Source organism: Bradyrhizobium sacchari (genome assembly GCF_002068095.1).
GTDB classification, from domain to species: domain Bacteria; phylum Pseudomonadota; class Alphaproteobacteria; order Rhizobiales; family Xanthobacteraceae; genus Bradyrhizobium; species Bradyrhizobium sacchari.
In genome coordinates this window covers 10,159-33,322 of record NZ_LWIG01000062.1, presented here as the reverse complement: position 1 = coordinate 33,322, position 23,164 = coordinate 10,159, and the positions used below count along the sequence as shown (strand labels likewise).

Sequence of the window (23,164 nt, the reverse complement as noted above, 5' to 3'; positions counted from 1 at the left end):
GGAACAAGGGGTTACTTGATGCGCGCGTCCTATCTCTTCACCAGCGAGTCCGTGTCCGAGGGCCATCCGGACAAGGTCTGCGACCGGATTTCCGATGAAATCGTCGATCTATTCTACCGCGAGGGGCCGAAAGCCGGCATCGACCCGTGGCAGATCCGCGCCGCCTGCGAGACGCTCGCGACCACCAACAAGGTCGTGATCGCCGGCGAGACCCGCGGTCCGAAGTCGGTCACCAACGAGCAGATCGAGAGCGTCGTGCGCGGCGCGATCAAGGATATCGGCTACGAGCAGGAAGGCTTCCACTGGAAGACTGCCGACATCGAGATCCTGCTGCATCCGCAGTCGGCCGACATTGCCCAGGGCGTCGATGCGCTGCAGCCGGGCGAAGTCAAGGAAGAGGGCGCGGGCGACCAGGGCATCATGTTCGGTTACGCCACCAACGAGACGCCGGATCTGATGCCGGCGCCGATCTTCTACGCCCACAAGATCCTCCGCCTCATCTCCGAAGCCCGTCACTCCGGCAAGGAGAAGGTGCTCGGCCCGGACTCCAAGAGCCAGGTCACCGTGCAGTACGAGAACGGCAAGCCGGTCGGCGTGCGCGAGATCGTGGTCTCGCACCAGCACCTGGTTCCGGACCTCACCTCAAACCAGGTCCGCGAAATCGTCGAGCCCTATGTGCGCGAGGCGCTGCCGAAGGAGTGGATCACCCCGAAGACCATCTGGCACATCAACCCGACCGGCAAGTTCTACATCGGCGGTCCCGATGGCGATTCCGGCCTGACCGGCCGCAAGATCATCGTCGACACCTATGGTGGCGCGGCCCCGCACGGCGGCGGCGCGTTCTCCGGCAAGGACCCGACCAAGGTCGACCGTTCGGCGGCCTATGCCGCGCGCTACGTCGCCAAGAACATCGTCGCCGCCGGTCTTGCCGACCGCTGCACGCTGCAACTCGCCTACGCCATCGGCGTGGCGCGCCCGCTGTCGATCTACATCGACACCCACGGCACCGGTAAGGTTTCGGAGGACCAGCTCGAGAAGGCCGCCGCCAAGGCGATGGACCTCACCCCGCGCGGCATCCGCAGCCATCTCGACCTCAACCGCCCGATCTACGCACGCACCTCGGCCTACGGCCATTTCGGCCGTACGCCCGACAACGAGGGCGGCTTCTCCTGGGAGAAGACCGATCTCGTCGAGCCGCTGAAGCGCGCGCTCTGACGCTCTTAACCTCGCCCCGCTTGCGGGGAGAGGTCGCCGCGAAGCGGCGGGTGAGGGGGACTCTCCGCAAGCTCGGTGCTTGGATAGAGCCCCTCACCCCAACCCTCTCCCCGTTAGAACGGGGAGAGGGAGAATAGTGCCACACAGCGTTCAGCTTGCCTTGCTACTGACACGCCAGCCTCACTGATTAGGAAACAGACATGAACGCGAAGCCCGGCTTCACCGATTACATCGTCAAGGACATCTCGCTCGCCGATTTCGGCCGCAAGGAGCTCTCGCTGGCCGAGACCGAAATGCCCGGCCTGATGGCCACCCGCGAGGAGTTCGGCCCGAAGCAGCCGCTGAAGGGCGCGCGTATCGCGGGCTCGCTGCACATGACGATCCAGACCGGCGTGCTGATCGAGACCCTGGCGGCACTCGGCGCCGACATCCGCTGGGTCTCCTGCAACATCTATTCGACGCAGGATCACGCCGCCGCCGCGATCGCGGCCGCCGGCATTCCCGTCTTCGCGGTCAAGGGCGAGACGCTGACCGAGTACTGGGACTACACCGCAAAGCTGTTCGACTGGCACGGCGGCGGTCACCCGAACATGATCCTCGATGATGGCGGCGACGCCACGATGTACGTCCATCTCGGTCTGCGCGCCGAGAAGGGTGATACCGCCTTCCTCGACAAGCCCGGCTCCGAGGAAGAGGAAGTCTTCTTCGCGCTTCTGAAGAAGCAGCTGAAGGAGAAGCCGAAAGGCTACTTCGCCGCCATCGCCGAGAGCATCAAGGGCGTGTCCGAGGAGACCACCACGGGCGTGCATCGTCTCTACGACATGCAGAAGGCGGGCACGCTGCTGTGGCCGGCGATCAACGTCAACGACAGCGTCACGAAGTCGAAGTTCGACAACCTCTATGGCTGCCGTGAATCGCTGGTCGACGGCATCCGCCGCGGTACCGACGTGATGCTGTCGGGCAAGGTCGCGATGGTCGCCGGCTTCGGCGACGTCGGCAAGGGGTCGGCCGCTTCGCTGCGCCAGGCCGGCTGCCGCGTCATGGTCTCGGAAGTCGATCCGATCTGCGCGCTGCAGGCCGCGATGGAAGGCTACGAGGTCGTGACCATGGAAGATGCCGCTCCCCGCGCCGACATCTTCGTCACCGCGACCGGCAACAAGGACATCATCACCATCGAGCACATGCGCGCGATGAAGGACCGCGCCATCGTCTGCAACATCGGTCACTTCGACAACGAGATCCAGATCGCGTCTCTGCGCAATCTGAAGTGGACCAACATCAAGCCGCAGGTCGACGAGATCGAATTCCCCGACAAGCACCGCATCATCCTGCTGTCCGAGGGGCGCCTCGTGAACCTCGGCAACGCGATGGGCCATCCGTCCTTCGTGATGTCGGCGTCCTTCACCAACCAGACGCTGGCGCAGATCGAGCTGTTCGCCAACAACAAGGACGGCAAGTACAAGAAGGAAGTCTACGTGCTGCCGAAGACCCTCGACGAGAAGGTCGCCCGCCTGCATCTCGCCAAGATCGGCGTCAAGCTCACCGAGCTGCGCAAGGACCAGGCCGACTACATCGGCGTCAAGCAGGAAGGTCCGTACAAGAGCGACCACTACCGGTACTGATCGACCGGTTCGATCGATCATCGACGCAAAGCCCCGGAGCGATCCGGGGCTTTGTTGTTTCGGCGCATGGAAATCAACTCGCTTTATGGTTGCTGCACCGCTGATTGCCGATTGACGGCCGGCGGCGGCCGGACAATCCTCGGCGGTGGAGGAAACCATGCAACAAGAGCATTTCGACGTGCTCATCGTCGGGGCCGGCCTGTCAGGCGTCGGCGCGGGCTATCATTTGCAAACCAGGTGCCCGGCCAAGAGCTACGTCATCCTGGAGGGGCGCGACTGCATCGGTGGCACCTGGGACCTGTTTCGCTATCCCGGCATCCGCTCCGACAGCGACATGTTCACGCTCGGCTATTCCTTCAAGCCGTGGACCGATCCGAAGGCGATCGCGGACGGGCCGCAGATCCTCAACTATGTGCGCGAGACCGCGACCGAGAACGGCATCGACAAGCACATCCGTTTCCGCCATCGCGTCAAGCGTGCGGCGTGGTCGACGTCGGATGCGCGCTGGACCGTCGAGGCCCAGCGCATCGCGGGCGAGGGCGCGACCGAGCTGGTGCGCTTCACCTGCAATTTCCTGTTCATGTGCTCGGGCTATTACGAATATGAAGCGGGCTACACGCCGGAGTTTGCGGGCACGGCGGATTTCTCGGGGCGCATCGTGCATCCGCAGAAATGGACCGAGGACATCGATTACCCGGGTAAGCGCGTCGTCGTGATCGGCTCCGGCGCGACCGCGGTGACGCTGGTGCCGGAGCTCGCCAAGAAGGCGGCGCAGGTGACGATGCTGCAGCGCTCGCCGACCTATGTTGTGTCGCGTCCGGCGCAGGATCCCATCGCCAACAAACTGCGCCGCAAGCTGCCCGCGCGGCTGGCCTACCATCTGATCCGCTGGCGCAACGTGATGTGGGGGATGTTCTTCTTCCAGCTCAGCCGGCGCAGGCCTGCGAAGGTCAAGGACCTGATCCTCAAGGGCGTGCAAATGGCGCTGGGGCCCGACTACGACGTCGGGACCCATTTCACGCCGCGCTACAATCCCTGGGACCAGCGGCTGTGCCTCGTTCCCGACGGCGATCTGTTCAAGGCGATCCGCGAGCAGCGGGCGTCCGTTGTCACCAGCGAGATCGACACCTTTACGCGCGACGGCATCCGCCTGAGGGACGGTCGCGTACTTGCCGCCGATATCATCGTGACGGCGACGGGCCTCGTGCTCCAGGTCGTCGGCGGTCTCGAGGTCAGCGTCGACGGGCGCACCGTCGATTTCGCCAAGACGCTGACTTACAAGGGCATGATGTATGCCGACGTGCCGAACATGGCGTCGGCCTTCGGCTACACCAACGCGTCCTGGACGCTGAAATGCGATCTCACCTGCGAATATGTCTGCCGGCTCATCAACTACATGGACCGGCATAATTTCCGGCAGTGCATGCCGCACAATGACGACCCTGAAATCACCGCGCAACCCTCGCTCGATTTCACCTCGGGCTACGTGCAGCGCTCGGTGGCAAAGATGCCGAAGCAGGGTTCGAAGCGGCCATGGCGGCTGTACCAGAACTACGCGCTCGACATCGTCTCGCTGCGTTTCGGCCGCATCGACGACGGTGTCATGCGGTATTCCTGATCTCCGACGTTGCCGGAGGAACCGGCGGATTGCTTGAGCCGAATCGCGACTTGAAGTAGTGTTGTGCGGCGCACTGCAATTTATTTCCGACAGCGTGTGAGTTCCGCGTCGCTGCCAATTGAGGGAGCGGAGGAAATGTACGTCCTTGCTCTGGTCACACAAAAGGGTGGAAGCGGTAAGAGCACGCTGGCGACAGGACTTGCGGTGGCAGCCATGGCGCATGGAGAGCGTGTCGCTCTCGTTGAGGCGGATGCGCAAGGAACGATCGCGAAATGGAAAGAGCGGCGAACGGATTCCTATCCTCACGTCGATCGCATTGTTGATCCGACCGATATCGATCCGGTGATATCCCGCCTCGAGGCTGAGGGGATCTGGCTCGCAATCATCGACACGGCCGCCACGAACAATGTCCTGGCGATGACTGCCATTGCCAGGGCCGATCTTTGTCTCATCCCGGCGCGTCCCAGTCCGGCCGATATCGAGGCCGCAATACCGACGCTGATCGCCATTCGCAGGCTCAACCGTCGATTTGCCTTCATCCTCAATCAGACCCCCACGCGGGGCGGCCGGCTGAGCGAGGCTGCAACGTCGCTCAATTCCCTCGGCGTGCTTGCACTTCCCTTTATCGCGCAGCGCAACGACCATCAGGATGCGCTTGGGGCAGGATTGGGCGTGACCGAGTTCGCACCGGAGGGAAAAGCCTCGGACGAAATCGTTGCGCTCTGGGATTGGATCTCGAAGCACCTCATCATGGAGTCGCCTGATCATGAGCAAGCCGCACTCAAGACAGCATGCTGAAACTGCACGCGCCAGGCGTCGTTCGCTGGTAGACCTGACGGCGGCGGCGAGCCGCACCATCGACGAGAGCCTGCTGGGGATATCGCCGAGCCCGGTCGCGGTTGTCCGGGACGGCGGACCGCAGGTCGAGCAGACAGCGACACCATCTGCTCAGACGGCAGTTCCGGCGGCAGCCAACGGGAGTGTCGCGATGCCCCTGTCCGCGAAGCGGGCGTCGCGCTCCGCGCAGCTCCAGAATTCCAACGGCGCCACCGCGGATTTCGCCATGGAAATTGTCAGAGACATGCAGGCTCGCACCATGAAGACAATGCAGGCAGGTGTGCATGCAGCGTTGGACTACGCGAAGGACCTCGCCAGTCCGGAAAGCGACCTCCTGGAGGGACCGGCCGCTGAGTGTCACGCGATCGTACTCGAAATGTTGAAGGTGAATGGGGGCGCGACTTTGCAATATGCGCGGGAGTTGGGTCGCGCCAGAACGCTCTCGGAATTGATTGAGCTATCGAGCAGCCATGCGCGAAAGCAGTGTGAGCTGGTTCTGCAGCAGGCCGAATTGCTCACATCGTTTGCTCACGACACGACAAAGCAGCCGCCCGGTAGTGGTCGCTGAAATAGCAAAAGTAGGGCGCAAACTGGATTAATGGCCCGGTTGGAAGAGGGTGTAAATCCCGGCCCCGCGAGCGAAGCGCATGGCCGCCCCGCTCGGGTGCCGGCGTCCTCCTCCGCGTTCAGTGGCCGGCACTCTGGCCGCCGTCGACATGCAGGATCTCGCCGGTGACGAAGGGGGCACCCTCGAGATAGAGCACGGCATCGACGATGTCGGACATCTCACCCATGTGGCCGACCGGGTGCAGCGCGCTGAGCCCGGCATGCGTTGAGACCGGGTGCATCGGCGATTTGATGATGCCCGGCGAGACCGCGTTCACACGGATGCCGCGCCTGGCGTATTCGATCGCGAGCGACTTCGTCGCGGCGTTCAGCCCGCCCTTGCTCAGCGAGGCCAGCACCGAGGGCACGTTGGAATTGGCATGATCGACCAGCGTGGTCGTGATCTGGACGACGTGGCCGGACCCCTGCTTCTCCATCTCGGCGATGGCGAGCTGCGTGATGTTGAAGAAGCCGGCGACGTTGGTGCCCATCACCGCGACATAGTCTTCGGCCGTGTACTGCGTGAACGGCTTGGCGACGAAGATGCCGGCGTTGTTGACCAGCGTATCGATGCGGCCGAAACGCGCGATCGCCTGCGACACCACGCGCTCGGCAGTGGCCCGGTCGGCGATGTCGCCGGGAATGGCGAGAACGTCGTCGTTGCCCGATGCCTTGATGGAGCGCGCCGTTGCGACGACGCGATAATTGCGATCGCGAAAACCCTGGACGAGGGCGGCACCGATACCCTGTGATGCACCGGTGATGATGGCGACCTTCTGCTCGATACCCATGACGGGCTCCTATTGTTGGCTTTCAGAACTTTCGCCAGCCGCGGCTGACTTGGATGCTGAGTTAAGCCACGGCGGCCCGGCCGCGAATACACATTGTCCGGCAGACACTGTTACGCGGTGCGAACGAATGCCGGATCGGCCCTTGGCGGCAGTTGTCGCGGCGAGGGGGAACGCTTAGCCTGTCACGGGAATTTGAGGGGGTGGCGGAACGCGCGTGGATCGTCTGGATGCGATGAAAGTGTTCGTCGTTGCGGTAGAGGAGGGCAGTCTTGCCGCCGCGGGACGCAAGCTTGGCCGCTCGCCGGCGGCGGTCAGCCGCGCCATCGCCTTCCTGGAGGAGCGCGTCGGCGCAGGGCTGCTGCACCGGACGACGCGGTCGATCAAGCTAAGCGAGGAGGGCGAGCGCTATGTCGCGATCTGCCGCCGCGTCCTCGCCGAGCTGGAAGAGGCCGAGGACATTGCGGCCGGGCCGCGCACGGCGCCGCGCGGCCTACTCACGATCACCGCTCCGGTTGTCTCGGGTGAGATGGTGCTGCGGCCGATCCTGGACGCGTTTCTCGACGCCTATCCGACCGTGTCGGCCAAGTTGCTGCTGTTCGACCGCGCGGTCAATCTGATCGAGGAGGGCGTCGACGTCGCGCTTCGCATCGGTCCGTTGGCAGATTCGGCGATGGTGGCCATGCGGGTCGGCGGGATCAGCCGCGTCGTGGTGGCAGCTCCCCGCTACCTGAAACAGCATCCGCGCATCACCGAGCCGGGCGATCTGGCGAAGCACCAGATCGTCGCGATGGCGCATCTGCCCAATTCGTGGACCTTTGCGCCGCAGGCGGGCTCGTCGGCGCCGCGCAGCGTGCAGTTCACCCCGCGGCTCGTCGTGAACAGCACCTATGCGGCGGTGGCCTCCACAGTGGCTGGGCGCGGCGTGGCGCGGATGTATTCGTACCAGGTGGCCGAGCAGGTCGCGCGTGGCGAGCTCGAGATCGTGCTGGCGGACGACGAGGATCCGGAGATGCCGGCGCATCTGATCTGCCCGCAGGGCCGGCTGTCGGTGCCCAAGGTGCGTGCCTTCACCGACTTCGCCGTGCCCCGGCTGAAGAAGCAATTTGCGCGGCTTAAGAAGAGCATCTAGGCGCGCTGAGCTGCTTCGCGCCGTCCGCTATGCGTTGTTTTGCGTATACGGCGGGTTGGCTGAATCGGCGATGGTTCCAAAACGGTTAACGCGCGTTTAACGGATGAGTCCTAGCCTGTCTCGGCCGGGGTTACTCGCAAGGCCGAGGTGAGCCCAATGGAAGCCCAGAAGATCGCGGTCGACGCCGTCGTCGCGCTGACCGATTGCGACCGCGATGCCGTGATCGCGTTCATCCGCCGGCTTTATCTCGCCGGCGTCACCGACCCGAAGCGCCTGACCTTCAAGGGCCTGCAGGCGCTCTCCCGCGCCTGATTCGGCTCGTTTCGGCCGGTTTGGCCCCAAGTTCCATCCTTTGCTCTCCCCGGCGTGATTGCAACCCACCGGTGAATATCTTGCCGCTCGGGCCGGGGCGGAGTAGATGACGTCCCCGGCTGGGTCACTTGGGAACTTGGGGAAATGCTGAAACAGCTTTTTGCGCCGCAACTCGTCATTTTATATGTGCTTGCGGCCTCGACGATCTACGTTCACTTCCGCGGCAAGCAGCGGCTGCGTTTCGCGCGCCAGCTTGGCGACCACTCGACCTATCTCGCGCCCTACAACGTGCTGATGTACGCCGGCTCGGCCGTGCCGAACAAGCCGGTGATCTCGGTCGACCAGTTTCCGGAGCTCAAGCCTCTCAGCGAGAACTGGGAGACGATCCGTGACGAGGCCGTGCGCCTGTTCGACGAGGGCTTCATCCGCGCTGCCGCCAAGAACAATGACTGGGGCTTCTACTCGTTCTTCAAGAGCGGCTGGAAGCGTTTTTACCTGAAATGGTACGACGACTTCCTGCCGTCGGCGAACACGCTGTGCCCGAAGACGGTCGAGCTGCTCAAGTCGATCCCGAGCGTGCACGGCGCCATGTTTGCGATGCTGCCGCCGGGCGGCAAGCTGGGCGCGCACCGCGATCCGTTCGCCGGCTCGCTGCGCTATCATCTCGGCCTCGTCACGCCGAACTCGAACAAGTGCCGCATCCTCGTCGACGGCGTCGAATGCGTCTGGCGAGACGGCGAAGCCTTCATGTTCGACGAGACCTTCATCCACAGCGCGGAGAATGCGACCGACGTCAACCGCATCATCCTGTTCTGCGACGTCGAGCGTCCGATGAAGTTTGGGTTCATGACCGCGATCAATCGCTGGGTCAGCCATCACATCGTCAAGGCGTCGGCAACCCAGAACGTCGAGGGCGAGAACGTCGGCGTGCTCAACAAGGTGTTCGGCAAGCTTTACGAGATCCATCTCGCCAGCCGCAAGGTCAAGGAGTGGAACCGCAACATCTACTACACGCTGAAATATTCGCTGACGGCGCTGATCCTCGGCCTCATCGTGCTGTCGGCGCTGCGCTGACCATATCGCCACGTTGAAATGAAAAGCCCCGGAGTGCTCCGGGGCTTTTTTGTTTGTGGACGTGCCGAGCCGTCACGCCGGTTTGGCGGAGTCGATGATCGTCCCCACATGCTGCACGCGCAGCGCCGCACCTGCACGCGCGCGATGTGCCGTGCGTTGGCCATTACTTCCAGCAGCGCGGGTCGAACGGCATCGTCCTCTTGAGCTTCGCAAGCTCGGCAAAACTGGTCTCCTTCAAGAGCTCCGCCTTCTTGCCGTCAGCGCCGTTGGGGTCGGTCGTGTAGACGCCGTCAACGTCCTCCACGACCGTAAGGCCCGCAGCGCCGAGTGCGTCGGCAAGCAGGAAGGCGCCGGTGTCGGCCCGATGTAGCGGGATGCGCGAGGTCGGTCGCATCCGGCAGGATGCGGAAGTCCGGAGCCGTCTCCGCCGCCGCGACAAGCTGCGGGTCGGTGAGCGAGCGCTGCATCAGCAGTGCTTCAAGCTCGGTGGTCGTCGGGCCTGGCCGCTGATGCCAGTCTTGCTGGATAGTTCGGCCCATGGCAACAACATCGCAGCGATCGAGTGGCTGAATATGGAGCAGGCAATGGCGTCCTTGCCGACCGCGAACACCGAGATCACGCAGTTCTTCCGCCAGTGGCTGGAAACCTTCGCGGGCTATGTCCGCGAGGTCGATTACGCATCGGCGCGGCCGCTATTCCACCCCGAGGTGCTCGCCTTCGGCACGCACAACGATGTGATTCCCGGCCTCGATCAATGGGTCAAGACGCAATGGGACAACGTCTGGCCGAAGACGGCCGACTTCCGTTTCGTCCTCGATCAGGCTTCTGTTCTGGCGTCACCCGATGGTGCGATGGCGACCGTGATCGCGCCGTGGACGAGCACGGGCTATCATCCCGACGGCAGCGCGTTTCCACGTCCCGGCCGCGCCACCATGGTGTTTTCAAGAGATGGCGACGGCTGGCTGTGCGTGCATTCGCACATGTCGCTCAATCGCGGTGTGCCGCAGGCAAGCCACGCCAACCGGCCGGTGAAGGCCTGGTAGAACGCGGGCTAAATAAAAAAGGCCCCGGACGTGTCCGGGGCCTTTTGATGTCGCGACGTGCGCGGCCTATTCCGGCTGGCCGATGCTCACCTTCAGCGTGCCGACGCCGTCGACGCCGCATTCGAGCTTGTCGCCGGGCTGGAGCTGCGACACGCCAGCCGGCGTGCCCGTCATGATGATGTCGCCGGCGGCGAGCTTCACCTGCTGGGAGAGCTGCCAGATGATCTCGGGCACGTTCCAGATCAGCTCGGTGAGATCGCCCTTCTGCGCTTCCTTGCCGTTGACGGTGAGCCAGATCTTGCCCTTGGCGGGATGGCCGATCTTGGAGGCCGGCTGCACCGCGGAGCAGGGAGCGGAGCCGTCGAACGACTTGCCGATCTCCCACGGACGTTCCTTCTTGCGCGAAGCGATCTGGAGGTCGCGGCGGGTGAGGTCGATGCCGACGGCATAGCCGTAGACGTGGTCGAGCGCCTTGTCGGCGGGAATGTTGAGGCCGCCGCTCTTCATCGCGACGATCAGCTCGACCTCGTGATGCAGGTCCTTGGTCAGCGGCGGATAGGGAATGGTGGCGCCATCCGGGACCAGCATGTCGGCGTGCTTGGCGAAGAAGAACGGCGGGGCGCGCTCGTCGTTGCCCATCTCGCGGATGTGCTCGAGATAGTTGCGGCCGACGCACCAGATGCGGCGCACCGGATAGCGGCCGCTCTCCCCGACGACGGGAAGCGAGGCCTGGGGCGGAAGCGGGATGACGTAGGAGGCGGCGTTCATGGAGCGGTCTCGGCGAGGTTACAAAAAACTGACGAAATCGTATTTACGCGGTTGCAATGATCGAGGCTAGTGCCGCCGGACAATAAAAGGTCGAGCCATCGGCGGGAGAGCCGCCCGGCGGCTGCCGGGCACGCAGGGGAAGCCACCGATGAAGAAGTGGATACTGATTGGCCTTCGCGGTTGCGCGCGTGCTGCTCGGCTTCGCCATCCGCTTCTTCGTGATCGCGCCCGGACGGATTGAGCGAGGGCAGAACAGGAACGCGCCGGTTGCACTGAACCTCACGCCGGCAGCGCAAACCCTGCACGCGACACTCGACGTTGCCGATATGCATGCCGATAAGCCTGCTCTGGAAACGCGACCTGTTGGAGCGGTCCGATCGCGTGCGCGTGATCCGCGCAGGGCTGGCGCCGTCCTGAGTGGTCAGGACTTGGCCGAGTAGGCCAGCACGGGCGCGGCGTCGGCGTCGCGGTGCTGCAGGCGGAAGAACGAGGCATAGCGTCCGCCGCGGCGCAGCAGCTCGTCATGACGGCCCTGCTCGACGATCTCGCCGCCCTCGACCACGAGGATGCTGTCGGCGTGCATGATGGTGTGCAGGCGGTGCGCGATCACGATGGTGGTGCGGTTCCGGCAGAGATGCTCGATCGCCTCCTGCACCTGCCGCTCGGATTCGGAATCGAGCGCGGCGGTGGCTTCATCGAGCAGAATGATCGGCGCGTTCTTGAGCAGCGCGCGCGCCACCGCGATGCGCTGGCGCTGGCCGCCGGAGAGCTGCGTGCCGTGCTCGCCGACCGGCGTGTCGTAGCCGAGCGGAAAGCCCATGATGAAATCATGCGCACAGGCCGCCTTCGCCGCCTCGATGATCTCGTCCGCGCTCGCGCCCGGCCTGCCGAAGGCGATGTTGCTCCGGATGGTGTCGCGGAACAGATAGACGTCCTGGCCGACATAGGCGGTCTGGGCGCGCAGCGACTTGCGCGAGACCGAAGAGATCGACTGGCCGTCGATCACGATGTCGCCTTGCGTGACCTCGTAGAAGCGCAGGAGCAGCGCCAGCACGGTCGACTTGCCGCCGCCGGACGGGCCGACCAGCGCGGTCACCTTGCCGGGCTCGGCCGTGAAGCTCATCCGGTTGAGGATGGTCTCATTGGCGCGATAGGAGAAGCTGACGTCGCGCAGCTCGATCCGCGCGTCGGTGAGCTTCAGCGCCGGCTTGTCGTCGTCGGACTGCTCGCTGGCGGGGCTGTCGACGACTTCGAGCAGCATGCGTGCGCCGACGAGCTGGCTGTTGAGGTCGATGTTGAGCCGCGCCAGCCGCTTGGCCGGCTCGGTCGCCATCAGGAACGCGGTCATGAAGGAGAAGAACGCGCCGGGCGTGGCGTTGAGCGCGACCACGGCATAGCCGCCGTACATCAGGCAGCCGGCGACCGCGAAGCCGCCGAGCATCTCCATCAGCGGATTGGAGCGGTTGGCGACGCGGGCCATCTTGTTGGCGTTGCGCTCGACGATCGCGATGTTCTCGTCGATGCGCTTCTGCATGGCGTCTTCGAGCGTGAACGCCTTGACGGTGCGGATGCCCTGCAGCGATTCCTGCATCGTCTCCATGATGTCGGCGGTGCCGGTGAACTGGTTGAAGGCGAGGCCCTTGATGCGCTTGACCAGCTTGCGCAGCACCAGCATCGCCGGCGGCACCGCGACGAGGCCGATGAACGACATCAGCGGGTCCTGCCACACCATCACGCCGATCATGGCGAGCAGCATCAGGAGGTCGCGCCCGATGGCGTTGACCAGCATGTTGAGCACGTCGGTGATCGACTTGGCGCCGGCCGTCAGCCGCGCCAGGAACTCGGAGGAGTGCCGCTCGGAGAAGAAGCCGACGCTTTCACGCATCAGCTTGGCGAACAGCTGGCGCTGGTTGGTGGCGAGGATGGCGTTGCTGATCTTGGTCAGGATCACCATGTGGCCGTAGGTCGCCACGCCCTTGATGAAGAGCAGGAGCACCGTGATGCCTGAGAACATCGCGATGCCCGGGATGTTCTTGTCGACATAGGCCTGGTTGATGACCTGGCCGAGCACATAGGTCGCGCATGCGGTGGCGCCCGCGGCGAGCGCCATCAGCGCGAAGGCGACGAGGTAGCGCCGCCAATAGACGATGCCCTGTTCCGTGACCAGGCGGCGAATCAGGACCGCTGCCGCATAGGGATCGTCGGTGATTTTCTTTGGAAACTGGGCCATCCGTAGTCCATTGACGGCGCAGGGAAGCCTGCCCGCGCGTCAGGGATCGATGGGCCTCTGTGCCCGCTCAAGCGGAGCTTTTCAAGCCCAATTAAGGGCTTGCGTCCGGACGGAATCTAGGCCGAGACGGCCTGGCGGAGCTCGCCATGGCGCTCCCGGAACAGCTTGTCCTCCCAGGCCAGCGCATGGGCTGCGATGGTCTCGATGTCGTCATATTGCGGCTTCCAGTCGAGCAGGCCGCGGATGCGGCTGGTGTCGGCGACCATGGTCATGATGTCGCCGGGCCGGCGCGCGGCGTACTGGACGGCGAAGCTGCGGCCGGACACCCGGCGCACGGCGTCGATGGTCTCCAGCACCGAATAGCCACGGCCATAGCCGCAATTCAGCGTCGTAGAGGCGCCGCCGTTGCGCAGATAGGCGAGGGCCGAGCGATGGGCCTGCGACAGGTCCGTGACGTGGATGAAGTCGCGGATGCAGCTGCCGTCGGGGGTCGGATAGTCGGTTCCGAACACGTCGATCTTGGCGCGCTGGCCGGTCGCGGCCTCCACCGCGATCTTGAGCAGATGCGTGGCGCCGACGGTGGCTAGGCCAATACGCGCCTGCGGATCGGCGCCGGCGACGTTGAAATAGCGCAAGGTCACGTACTGCATGCCGTAGGCGGCGGCGACGTCGTGCAGCATGATCTCGGTCATCAGCTTCGACGAGCCGTAGGGCGACAGCGGCCGCGTCGGCGCGTGCTCGGGCACCGGCACCTGGTCCGGATTGCCGTACACCGCCGCGGTCGAGGAGAAGATGAAGCGGCCAATGCCGCGCTTCACGGCGACGCTGAGCAGGTTGCGCGCGGTGACGAAATTGTTGCGGTAGTAGCCGAGCGGATCGCGCATCGAGTCCGGCACAACCACCGAGCCCGCGAAATGGATGATGCTCTCGATGTTGTGCTGGGCAATCACGCCTTCAAGCAGGTTCTCGTCGCCGGCGTCGCCAATGAACAGCGGCACGCCTTCCGGCAGGTACGCCGAGAAGCCGGTGGAGAGATCGTCGATCACGACGACGTCCTCGCCGGCCTCCGCCAGCGCCAGGACCGTATGACTTCCGATATAACCGGCGCCGCCGGTGACTAGCACAGTCATGGTCTCACCGTCCTCGATCAACGCGCAAAGCTAGCGCTTGCGTGGTGAAGAGGGGGTATCGGCGGCCCTGAACTGGTCACTATGCTTAATGTTGCGTATAGGGGGTCTGTCAAACGGAGCATGACGTGGCGAATTCCCAGGGCGATCTCGAGGTGATCGTGCCAAATCTGCACAGGCGCTATTCCGGGGTCACCGCGACCAACCGGATGGTGGCGCCGCGGCTGGCGAAACTGTACCGCGCCGCCTGGTTCGGCTCGGACGCGCCGGAGGGGATCGCGCGGCTGAGCGTGGCTGATCTCTTCAAGCTATGGCGCCGCAAGGCGCCGCTGATCTGGCACGCGCGCCGCAACAACGAGATGATCGCAGGCGTCGTGCTGCGCGCGCTCGGCTGGCCGCTGAAGCTCGTGTTCACCTCGGCGGCGCAGCGGCATCACAGCTGGATCACGCGCTGGCTGATCCGGCGCATGGACGCGATCATCGCGACAAGCGACATCTCGGCCTCGTTCCTGAAGGTGAGGGCGACGGTGATCCCGCATGGCGTCGACGCCGACGTCTACGCGCCCCCCGTAGATCGCGCCGCCGCCTTCGCGGAAGCCGCCCTGCCGGGCCGCTACGCCATCGGCTGCTTCGGCCGCGTGCGCGCGCAGAAGGGCACCGATGTGTTCGTCGATGCGATGTGCCGCCTGCTGCCGCGCTACCCCGATTTCACCGCCGTCATCGTCGGTCAGGTCACGGCCGAGCAGACGCCCTTTGCCAACGACCTGAAGAAGCGCATCGAGGCAGCGGGCCTGCAATCGCGCATCGTCATCACCGGCGAGCTGCCGATCGAGCAAGTGCAGCGCTGGTATCAGCGACTGACGATCTACGCCTTCACCTCTCGCAACGAAGGTTTCGGCCTGACGCTGATCGAGGCGATGGCGGCGGGAAGCGCGCTCGTCGCCGCACGTGCTGGAGCGGCCGAGCTCGCGGTCGAGGATGGCGTCACCGGCGTGCTGATCCCGACGGGAGATGCCGACGCGCTCGCGGCGGCGCTCGAGCCGTTGATGCGCGACGTGGCCGCTGCGACGGCAATGGGCGAGCGCGGGCGGGCACGGGTGCTGGCAAAGTTCAGCCTCAATGCGGAAGCTGCGCGGATCGGCGAGGTCTATCGGACGCTGCTTTGAACTTCCGTTTTGGCCACCGAGACAAAAAACCGCAAAACAACCCCATGCACAGTAGCGGGGGATAAGGAAATCAATGGCTTGGCGGGCGGTGCGGTTTCTTGCGGATTTTACGAAGTCAATTTGACCCGTCGGGCAAAACAGTGCTAGACAGGTATCGTCCCAAAATGCCCGGCTGCGAGCCCGCAGTCGCGCTGTGTGATGGCCGACATGTTCGAGCGGATCGCCTGTCAAGCCGAGGGGCAGCAAGAGATGGTGCAGTCGCTGAACGTGATGCTCGGGCACCATGCAGCCGAGGATACGAACCCCTACGCGTCCACGCTCTGCCAGGATCCGAACAACGCTCGTTTGCGTGTCTGCTATCAGCGGGAATTTCGCGTGCGCAAGCGGCGATGGCCTCCGGCTCTGCCGCCATGCGTTGCGATGGTTCGCAGGGGCTGTATCACAAGCAAGCGACTCTCTCTGCGGGCCCGACGGCGAACCCGGGTGAAGCCGCTCAACTGTCCACTCCTCAAGGCAATCCGGAAATGCACACGTCAGCCATGATATGTTGTGCCTTTCTTCACCGCAGGAGATAGACTGACGTGTCAGACACCTGGAAACTGACGCCCGCACTCTCGATGCCTGGGCGCGACCGGCTGAGGCGGGAAATATGGAAAGGACTGGCGGACAGAGCGGCTCGCTGCGTCAAAAATCTCGATCTTGACGACATCATTGCCAACGGAAAGGAGCTATCGCAGAAGGGCTCATGCTCCAATGTAAGGCAATTCGGAGTTCATGGTCGAAGGAGGCTCTTCTTGCTCCTTCTCCTTTTCGCGATCCCCGCTGACGACTGCTCCGCGCAGACACCGCCGCCCCCAGTCAACGAACGTGCGTTCGAGCGCGTGCCGCCGACAGTCGTGAAGAGATTGGCGACCCGCTTTTCGCTAGGCGCATTCGCCGGCCGCTTCGAGGAGACGCGGCTCGGCGCGGTGCGCGAAGCCGTGGGCGGAGGGACCATCCAACACCAGGGCGACGCTGGAGATAGCATCTATTGGCTGTGTTATAGGCGCGCGCAGCATCGACTATGGATCGTGTCCAGCGGAGAGATGGGCGGCCCGGACCATCTCGTCACAGAGATCGTCGAAGAGCTCTCCGAGAAAGACGCCGAGACCTCGACGGATTGCGCCATCATCCCGGAGAAGTTCGTGCCTCTCGTCTTCGACGGAAAGCTGCATTTGGGTATGTCGCGTTTGGAGGTAGTCGCGGCGCTGGGACCGCCGTCGAAGTCGGAAGCTGATCAGATGGTGTATTCTCACGAAGGAAGGCTCGCAAACGGTTTTGATGAGGCCGCATGGCTCATTCTCCGATTTCGTGAGGAAAGGCTCGTGTCCATGCGCGGCGGGAAGGCCACGACGAATTGAAGTGGCTGCCAGCAGCGTTCATGCTTCACGACGTGATGCGAGCGAGTCACGCTCGCTCCCGCACGATCCTCATCACATCCCCAGCATCTCCACCACCTCATTCCGTCCCAAACTTCTCGTAGGGTGACCATGTCAAGGTCGCACAGTTCCATGACACACACATTCCCGTCGACGGTCGCAAGCTTCATCCGAAGAGATTGGTTTGGAGACTCAACGTGCGGAGGGCTGATTGTTCTCAAACTGACGCCTTTGAGCATAGCACTGGAAGATCGCTAGCTAGACGTTTGTTGGTTGGAGTTGCTACCTAAAATCATCTCGACATCGCAGAATGCGCGGTTGATCTCGGTTTATGCGGAGCTCCAACAAACCACGGGTTTGGAACGCCTCATCACAATGCCTGTTGACCTTCAGAAATGAAGTCGCCCCCCATTTTCTTGGAGTGTCAGATGAGCAAACGCAAACCGGCGACAGCGCTGAAGCGCGCCCGCAATCCTAAATCGGCCGCGCGGGCCCAACGGAACAAGCAGGCCATTGTTCGAAGCCAGAAAGAGGATTTACTTCGCTCTGTTGCGGCAGTTCCGATTGAGCCGCCTCTTGGGCTTCAGGATGATCCTAAGAAGCCTCGGGTGGATGCCTTACCCGATGACCTCAGTCAGAGAATGACGGGTAGCGATCCAATGAAAGGCTTTGCTTTAGCGACCGCAAACATGCAGGCGTATCAAGCGAAGCTTCTTGAGATTGCCGGGGCCAACGCGCAACTGGCTTTTGAATTCGGCCTCAGACTTGCGTCGATCAGGTCACCAGCTGAATTGTTCGGCGTCATTACGGAGTTTACAAACAGGTGGTTCGATATGTTCGGGCAGCATACGAAAGAACTGGCGGCATATCCGTTCTGGCGCATCAATCCGCCCCGAGAGCTCACGGCTCTGCCGGGATGCTAACTGGCGGCAAAGGATGGACGCAAACTCGGATCACGCACGCGCCGATCACGGTTGGTTGCTGTCGGCTGGGGAGCGCGGCTCACAACGAGGGAGTGGAATCAGTCCCTGCCATCGGCGAATAGGTTGACACCATGTCCACAACTGAAACCGTGCTGCTGATCGTTTTGGCCGGACTTGTCGTTCTGATCCTGGCCAACATCGCGTTTCAGGTGGCAGCGGAGAGAAACAATCCCCCAATCGGGGTCTTTACCGATTGCGAAGGCGTCCGCCTTCACCATATCGAACGAGGCGATGCCGCCGCGCCTTGCGTGGTCCTGTTTCATGGGAATGGCACCATGGTTCAGGACCTCGTCCTAAGCGGTTTGGTCGACCGCCTGGCCCAGAACTATCGCGTCGTTTGCTTCGACCGCCCGGGGTTTGGTTACAGCCACCGTCCGCGCACACGCATCTGGACGGCCACGAGGCAAGCTGCCTTGTTCGCGAAGGCTCTTGATCAGCTTGGGGTGCGCAACCCCGTGGTGCTTGGCCACTCCTGGGGAACGCTGGTGGCGATCGCACTGGCGCTACGAAGCGGCTATGCCGTGAGTGGGCTGGTGCTTGTGTCCGGCTATTATTTTCCAACCGCTCGGACGGACTTTTGGCTCATGTCAGCTCCGGCGCTGCCGCTGCTCGGCGATCTGATGCGGTACACTATCTCGCCGATCATATCGTGGGCCATTATGCCCAAGCTGATGCGCACCTTGTTCGCGCCGCGCGCCATCCCGCCGGAATTCAAGAACGAATTTCCGATCTCGTTGGCTCTCCGACCCAAGCAGTTGAGGGCGGCCGCCGAGGAGAGTGCGTTCCTTATTCCAGCTGCTGCACAGCTGCGGCTTCAATATCGGGCTATCCGGTGTCCAGTTAGGATCGTGCATGGAAAGGCTGACCGGCTCATCGAGGCCGACCAGTCGCGCCGCCTCCACGCGGTGTTGCCCAGCTCCCTGCTTCATCTGGTCGAGGATGCCGGTCACATGGTTACCTATGCAGATGCGGCGGGAATAGCGGATGCCGTGGCGGCGCTGGCACCCTCCGCACCAGTGAGGACCGCATAGGCCTTCTTATTGCATTGCGGGCGTGGCCCTGGGCTGACTTCCGCCCTTGGCCGCGCACTGCCCGCTTTCGAGAGCTGAGCGGAATATCGTCGTGGAGCTGCCCTGGCAGCCTTTGACCCCGAAGCAGCCATCGGCCCTGAGCGGCACCTATGGAGGGCTGCTCGGGGCCAGGATCTGCTCGGCACCTACGCGAGGCTACCATCCGTCACAGGGCTACCAACAGACGTTCACTGGCCTGAGCCGCCAACCCCAAGGGGTCCAAACCCGGCGCCATCGCGTGCAACCACCATACGCCGCGTAACTCCAACCGGGCGCTCCCCAGCCGGGCCCCCAGCCAGGTCCTCCCCACCCCCAGCCAGGGCCCCACGCGGCTGCGCTGGCAAGTCCGAGGCCGATACCTAGTCCCACTGCTGGTGCACCCCAGCCACCGCCGCGCCAACCCCCGCCATGCCAACCGCCGCCGTGCCATCCACCGTGAAAGCCACGTTGGGCGGACGCTCCATTAGGAGCCAAGGCAAGCACGGCTGCAACAGCGAGCGCGAGAAACGGCTTCTTGATCATGACAACCTCCAGTACGAGTTGTGCAGCATAAACGCTGCGCGAACAGCTTGGTTCGCCAATCACCAGGACGAGACTACTGGGGTCGGTAGGCTGCACATTAGGGCAGCGTCTGCTCGGGAAAATCCGGAGGCGAATACAGCTGGAGAGAGCGGGGCTGAAAGGAAGCCCGATTTTGGTTCCACTCTACTATTTTTTCAGGAACAGAAGTTGTTTCTTGGCATTCGTCTTTATCACCGGCCGAGGCATAGCCCGTAGGCGTCGGTGGCTGAGAGACCGAGAGCGCTCCCGCCTGCATAGCTAGGGAGCGCGACATGGATCAGCGCACGCCGGCTCGGTTGCCGCTTGAACTATATTTCCGCCAACTCATTGAGCAGACGCGCAACGCATCGCAGAAGTCCCTCGAACTGCTACACAGGACAACGCCTGACACGTTCATTGGCAGAAGGACCCAAGAGCCATTCCCGATGGCACCAGAAAGCGATCTTCATCCAGTCAAAGACGCCTGATTGGACCCCGCTTCTATCGTCAGACTTGAATGAGCCGAATTCCGCTTGTGGCCCATCGCGCCATTTAGCTGCGTTGTAGAATTTGGTCGCAATCGGTCCATAGCGGATTTTGGCGAGCCACCCGCCGGCGGATTTAAGCGTTCAACTTTGGCGCTCGTGCGCCTGCGCTTCACCCAGCACCCGTTCCGCAATCCCCACCACCTCGTTCGCCGCAATGTCCCGCATGCAGCGGTGGTCGTTCATCTTGCAGATCGTGCTCTGGCAGGGCTGGCATGAGAGCACGCTCTTGTCCTGGACCACGGTCGCGGCGAGACCGTTGAGGGGGGCCCAGAGATAGGGGCTGGTCGGGCCGAAGATGCCCATGGTGGGCGTGCCGAGCGCGGCTGCGATGTGCATCAGGCCGGAATCGTTGGAGATGGCGACGCCGGCGGCGGCCATGGCGAGGACGCCGTTGCGAAGATCGTTGCCGGTGAGATCGCGGACCTTCGGGCCGCCCGCGGCGACGATCTCCTGGGCGAGGCCCTTTTCGGCGGGGCCGCCGACCACCCAGACCTCGAGGCCGCGCTCGACCAGCAGGCGGGCGGCCTCCGGATAGTAGGTCCAGCGCTTCGAGACGCCGACCGAGCCGGGGGCGAGCGCCACAGCCGCCCGGGCGCGGAGGCCGTTCGCCTGCCGCCAGCGCACGATCTCCTCGGGCGGGACACGCAATTGCGGCACCGGCCATTCCGGGGGCAGGGGGGCACCGTCGGGCTGGGCGAGGGCCGCGTTCTTGTCGATGAAGCGGGGCAGCTTCTTCTCGCCCCAGCGCCAGCGGTTGAGCAGGCCGAAGCGGAACTCACCGACGAAGCCGACCCGTTCGGGAATACCGGCCAGCGCCGGCGCGATGGCGGCCTTCCAGGTCCGGGGCAGCACTAGGGCGGTGCCATAGTTCCGGTCGCGCAGCAGGCGCGCCAGGCCGAACTGCCGGCCCACGGCCAGCCGGCTGCGCGGCAGGTCCCAGACGATCCCCTGGCGGACGCCGGGCATGTAATCGACCAGCGGAGCGCACAGGGACGTGGTCAAGAGATCAACCGGCCGGTTCGGCCAACGCTCCTTCAGGACCCGCACCACGGTGTGATTACGGACGAAATCGCCGATCCACATGTAGGGAATGATCAGGATCGGGCGGGTGTCGTCCTGGTCTGCATGTCCACTAAATTGCGAATCAAGGTTCATTTGTTAATAGGGCCGAAGGCATTCTGATGTGGCGGTTCGGTTAGCCGCTCCGGGCCGGCAGGTAAAGCGGTAGAAGCGCGAGTCCAAAAGCCTCTGCCCAAAACCGCTTACACTTTGGCGGATCATGCGCTACGGCAGGACCGGGCCACACAAAAATCGGGCAGGGATTTCGGAATGTTGCTGGTGACCGGCGGGGCCGGTTTTATCGGATCGAATGTCGTGGCCGCGCTGAATGACGCCGGCCGCAGCGACGTCGTGGTGTGCGACCTGCTCGGCAACGACGGCAAATGGCGCAACCTTGCCAAGCGCCAGCTCGTGGATATCGTCCCGCCGGGCGAGCTGCTCGACTGGCTGAAGGGCCGCAAGTTAGATGCCGTGATTCACCTCGGGGCGATCTCCGCGACCACCGCGACCGACGGCGATCTCGTGTTCGAGACCAATTTCCGGACGTCGATTCGCCTGCTGGACTGGTGCACGGTGGGCGCGGTGCCGTTCATCTACGCCTCGTCGGCGGCAACCTACGGCGACGGCGAGGCCGGCTTTGGCGACGACGCTTCGTTGCCGGCACTGAAGAAACTGCGGCCGATGAATCTCTACGGCTGGAGCAAGCACATGTTCGATCTCGCGATCGCCGGGCGCGTCGCGAACGGCGATCCGCTGCCGCCGCAATGCGTGGGCCTGAAATTCTTCAACGTGTTCGGCCCGAACGAATACCACAAGGGCTCGATGATGAGCGTGCTGGCGCGCCGCTTCGACGACGTCAAGGCTGGCCGCGTCGTGCAGCTATTCAAGTCGCATCGCGAGGGCATCGCCGACGGCGACCAGCGCCGCGACTTCATCTACGTCGACGACGTCGTGCGCGTCATCATGTGGCTGCTGGCGACGCCCTCCGTCTCGGGCCTCTTCAACGTCGGGACCGGCAAGGCGCGCAGCTTCAAGGACCTGATGCTCGCCGCCTATGCCGCGCTCGGTACCCGGCCCAACATCGAATACATCGATATGCCCGAGAACATTCGCGGCGCTTACCAGTACTTCACCCAGAGCGAGGTCGATCGGCTCTGCCGCGCCGGCTATAACGGCGGCTTCACGACGCTCGAGGACGCGGTGAAAGCCTATGTCGGCGATTATCTCGACCGGCCCGACCGTTTCCGCTGAGGCTTTTTGACCATGGCGACGCCCATTCTCGATTTCGACGCGCTTGCGCAAACGATCTCAGCCCGCACAGTGCTCTGCATCGGCGACATCATGCTGGACGAATTCGTCTATGGCGAGGTGTCGCGAATCTCGCCGGAAGCGCCGACGCCGGTCATCGCCGCCCAGCGCAGCGAGATCCACATCGGCGGCGCCGGCAACGTCGCGCGCAACATCGCTTCCCTCGGCGCGCGCTGCATCTTCGTCGGCCTCGTCGGCGAGGACGATGCGGGCAGGCGGCTGGCATCGGCGCTGGCGGAACATGCCGGAATTGAGAGCGTGCTGGTGTGCGATCCCTCGCGGCCGACCACGCGAAAAGTCCGCTTCGTCTCCGAGCATTTTTCCACGCACATGCTGCGCGCCGACTGGGAGCAGGCGGTTGCGGTCTCCGACGCAATCGAAACCGAGCTGATCGAGGCGATCCTGCCGCAGATCGGGCGCGCCGACGTCGTGCTGCTGTCCGACTACGCCAAAGGCGTGCTGACCGCGCGCGTGATCCGGCACACGATCGATGCGGCGCGAAAGCTCGGCAAGCCGGTGATCGTCGATCCCAAGAGCCTGAACTGGGCAATCTATCGCGGCGCGACGCTGCTCACGCCCAACCGCAAGGAGTTCGCGGAAGCCACCCGCAGTCGCGCCGACACGCCGCAGAGCATCGTCGATGCCAGCGAGGACGTGATGCGGCTTGCCGATTGCGAGGCGATCCTGGTCACGCAGGGCG

At 63.7% G+C, this 23,164-nt stretch carries 21 protein-coding genes and 1 pseudogene; 16 read left to right on the top strand and 6 right to left on the bottom strand.

Annotated features, from left to right (window positions below):
* Window positions 1-18 precede the first annotated feature (18 nt).
* From metK to A5906_RS37095, 5 genes are all read left to right on the top strand, one after another.
* Window positions 19-1,215: a methionine adenosyltransferase gene (gene metK / locus A5906_RS37115; RefSeq protein ID WP_080140064.1), complete on the top strand. Its 1,197-nt coding sequence runs from the start codon at window positions 19-21 to the stop codon at window positions 1,213-1,215.
* Window positions 1,216-1,415: 200 nt separating this feature from the next.
* Window positions 1,416-2,837 carry an adenosylhomocysteinase gene (gene ahcY, locus A5906_RS37110; RefSeq protein WP_080140063.1) on the top strand — a complete coding sequence of 474 codons (1,422 nt, stop codon included), beginning with the start codon at window positions 1,416-1,418 and terminating at the stop codon, window positions 2,835-2,837.
* 157 nt (window positions 2,838-2,994) lie between these two features.
* On the top strand, window positions 2,995-4,455 hold the full coding sequence (locus tag A5906_RS37105) for a flavin-containing monooxygenase (RefSeq protein ID WP_080140118.1): 1,461 nt from the start codon (window positions 2,995-2,997) through the stop codon (window positions 4,453-4,455).
* A gap of 135 nt (window positions 4,456-4,590) precedes the next feature.
* Window positions 4,591-5,253: a nucleotide-binding protein gene (locus tag A5906_RS37100; protein ID WP_080140062.1), complete on the top strand. Its 663-nt coding sequence runs from the start codon at window positions 4,591-4,593 to the stop codon at window positions 5,251-5,253.
* Window positions 5,222-5,860 carry a phasin family protein gene (locus A5906_RS37095; RefSeq protein WP_167523598.1) on the top strand — a complete coding sequence of 213 codons (639 nt, stop codon included), beginning with the start codon at window positions 5,222-5,224 and terminating at the stop codon, window positions 5,858-5,860. Before A5906_RS37100 ends, A5906_RS37095 begins: the two co-directional genes overlap by 32 nt.
* Before the next feature lie 118 nt (window positions 5,861-5,978).
* Here A5906_RS37095 and A5906_RS37090 read toward each other — a convergent pair whose 3' ends face one another.
* Window positions 5,979-6,689: an SDR family NAD(P)-dependent oxidoreductase gene (locus A5906_RS37090; protein ID WP_080140061.1), complete on the bottom strand. Its 711-nt coding sequence runs from the start codon at window positions 6,687-6,689 to the stop codon at window positions 5,979-5,981.
* Between the two features lie 214 nt (window positions 6,690-6,903).
* On the opposite strand from A5906_RS37090, the gene A5906_RS37085 reads away from it, so the two are divergent.
* From A5906_RS37085 to A5906_RS37080, 3 genes are all read left to right on the top strand, one after another.
* Window positions 6,904-7,818 (top strand): LysR family transcriptional regulator, encoded by a 915-nt coding sequence (locus A5906_RS37085; protein ID WP_080140060.1) that lies wholly within the window; start codon window positions 6,904-6,906, stop codon window positions 7,816-7,818.
* Window positions 7,819-7,974: 156 nt separating this feature from the next.
* Window positions 7,975-8,130 carry a hypothetical protein gene (locus A5906_RS43395; protein ID WP_014493894.1) on the top strand — a complete coding sequence of 52 codons (156 nt, stop codon included), beginning with the start codon at window positions 7,975-7,977 and terminating at the stop codon, window positions 8,128-8,130.
* Window positions 8,131-8,274: 144 nt separating this feature from the next.
* Window positions 8,275-9,204, top strand: a complete 930-nt coding sequence (locus A5906_RS37080; protein WP_080140059.1) for an aspartyl/asparaginyl beta-hydroxylase domain-containing protein — start codon at window positions 8,275-8,277, stop codon at window positions 9,202-9,204.
* A gap of 72 nt (window positions 9,205-9,276) precedes the next feature.
* Here A5906_RS37080 and A5906_RS37075 read toward each other — a convergent pair.
* Window positions 9,277-9,592 (bottom strand): annotated as a pseudogene (locus tag A5906_RS37075) (amino acid kinase family protein); the annotation flags it as partial.
* Between the two features lie 196 nt (window positions 9,593-9,788).
* Here A5906_RS37075 and A5906_RS37065 point away from each other — a divergent pair.
* Entirely contained in the window at window positions 9,789-10,247 is a 459-nt protein-coding gene (locus tag A5906_RS37065) for a YybH family protein (RefSeq protein ID WP_080140116.1), read from the top strand.
* Window positions 10,248-10,313: 66 nt separating this feature from the next.
* Here the strand turns inward: A5906_RS37065 and A5906_RS37060 are convergent, their stop codons facing one another.
* Entirely contained in the window at window positions 10,314-11,015 is a 702-nt protein-coding gene (locus A5906_RS37060; protein WP_071912070.1) for a fumarylacetoacetate hydrolase family protein, read from the bottom strand.
* A 167-nt stretch (window positions 11,016-11,182) separates the two neighbouring features.
* On the opposite strand from A5906_RS37060, the gene A5906_RS37055 reads away from it, so the two are divergent.
* The gene (locus tag A5906_RS37055; protein ID WP_136615759.1) at window positions 11,183-11,455 is read left to right on the top strand and encodes a hypothetical protein; all 273 of its coding nucleotides are present in this window, start codon (window positions 11,183-11,185) and stop codon (window positions 11,453-11,455) included.
* Here A5906_RS37055 and A5906_RS37050 read toward each other — a convergent pair.
* Window positions 11,437-13,245: an ABC transporter ATP-binding protein gene (locus A5906_RS37050; protein WP_080140056.1), complete on the bottom strand. Its 1,809-nt coding sequence runs from the start codon at window positions 13,243-13,245 to the stop codon at window positions 11,437-11,439. The genes A5906_RS37055 and A5906_RS37050 overlap by 19 nt on opposite strands.
* Window positions 13,246-13,361: 116 nt before the next feature.
* Window positions 13,362-14,375 (bottom strand): UDP-glucose 4-epimerase GalE, encoded by a 1,014-nt coding sequence (gene galE, locus A5906_RS37045; RefSeq protein ID WP_080140115.1) that lies wholly within the window; start codon window positions 14,373-14,375, stop codon window positions 13,362-13,364.
* Window positions 14,376-14,500: 125 nt separating this feature from the next.
* Here galE and A5906_RS37040 point away from each other — a divergent pair, with 125 nt between their 5' ends.
* From A5906_RS37040 to A5906_RS37025, 4 genes are all read left to right on the top strand, one after another.
* Window positions 14,501-15,538, top strand: a complete 1,038-nt coding sequence (locus tag A5906_RS37040) for a glycosyltransferase family 4 protein (RefSeq protein ID WP_080140055.1) — start codon at window positions 14,501-14,503, stop codon at window positions 15,536-15,538.
* Between the two features lie 794 nt (window positions 15,539-16,332).
* On the top strand, window positions 16,333-16,938 hold the full coding sequence (locus A5906_RS37035; protein WP_136615758.1) for a hypothetical protein: 606 nt from the start codon (window positions 16,333-16,335) through the stop codon (window positions 16,936-16,938).
* A 446-nt stretch (window positions 16,939-17,384) separates the two neighbouring features.
* A complete protein-coding gene (locus tag A5906_RS37030) occupies window positions 17,385-17,879 on the top strand; it encodes a phasin family protein (protein WP_080140114.1) in 495 nt (164 codons plus the stop codon).
* A 131-nt stretch (window positions 17,880-18,010) separates the two neighbouring features.
* A complete protein-coding gene (locus A5906_RS37025) occupies window positions 18,011-18,970 on the top strand; it encodes an alpha/beta fold hydrolase (protein WP_080140053.1) in 960 nt (319 codons plus the stop codon).
* A 1,208-nt stretch (window positions 18,971-20,178) separates the two neighbouring features.
* Here the strand turns inward: A5906_RS37025 and waaF are convergent.
* Complete coding sequence (waaF, locus tag A5906_RS37020) at window positions 20,179-21,252, bottom strand: lipopolysaccharide heptosyltransferase II (protein ID WP_080140052.1); 1,074 nt, start codon at window positions 21,250-21,252, stop codon at window positions 20,179-20,181.
* 174 nt (window positions 21,253-21,426) lie between these two features.
* Here waaF and rfaD point away from each other — a divergent pair, with 174 nt between their 5' ends.
* Both rfaD and A5906_RS45710 read left to right on the top strand, forming a co-directional pair.
* Window positions 21,427-22,407, top strand: a complete 981-nt coding sequence (gene rfaD, locus A5906_RS37015) for an ADP-glyceromanno-heptose 6-epimerase (RefSeq protein ID WP_080140051.1) — start codon at window positions 21,427-21,429, stop codon at window positions 22,405-22,407.
* Window positions 22,408-22,419: 12 nt separating this feature from the next.
* Window positions 22,420-23,164, top strand: a 745-nt coding sequence (locus A5906_RS45710) for a PfkB family carbohydrate kinase (RefSeq protein WP_245327110.1), incomplete at its 3' end; no start/stop codon positions are given.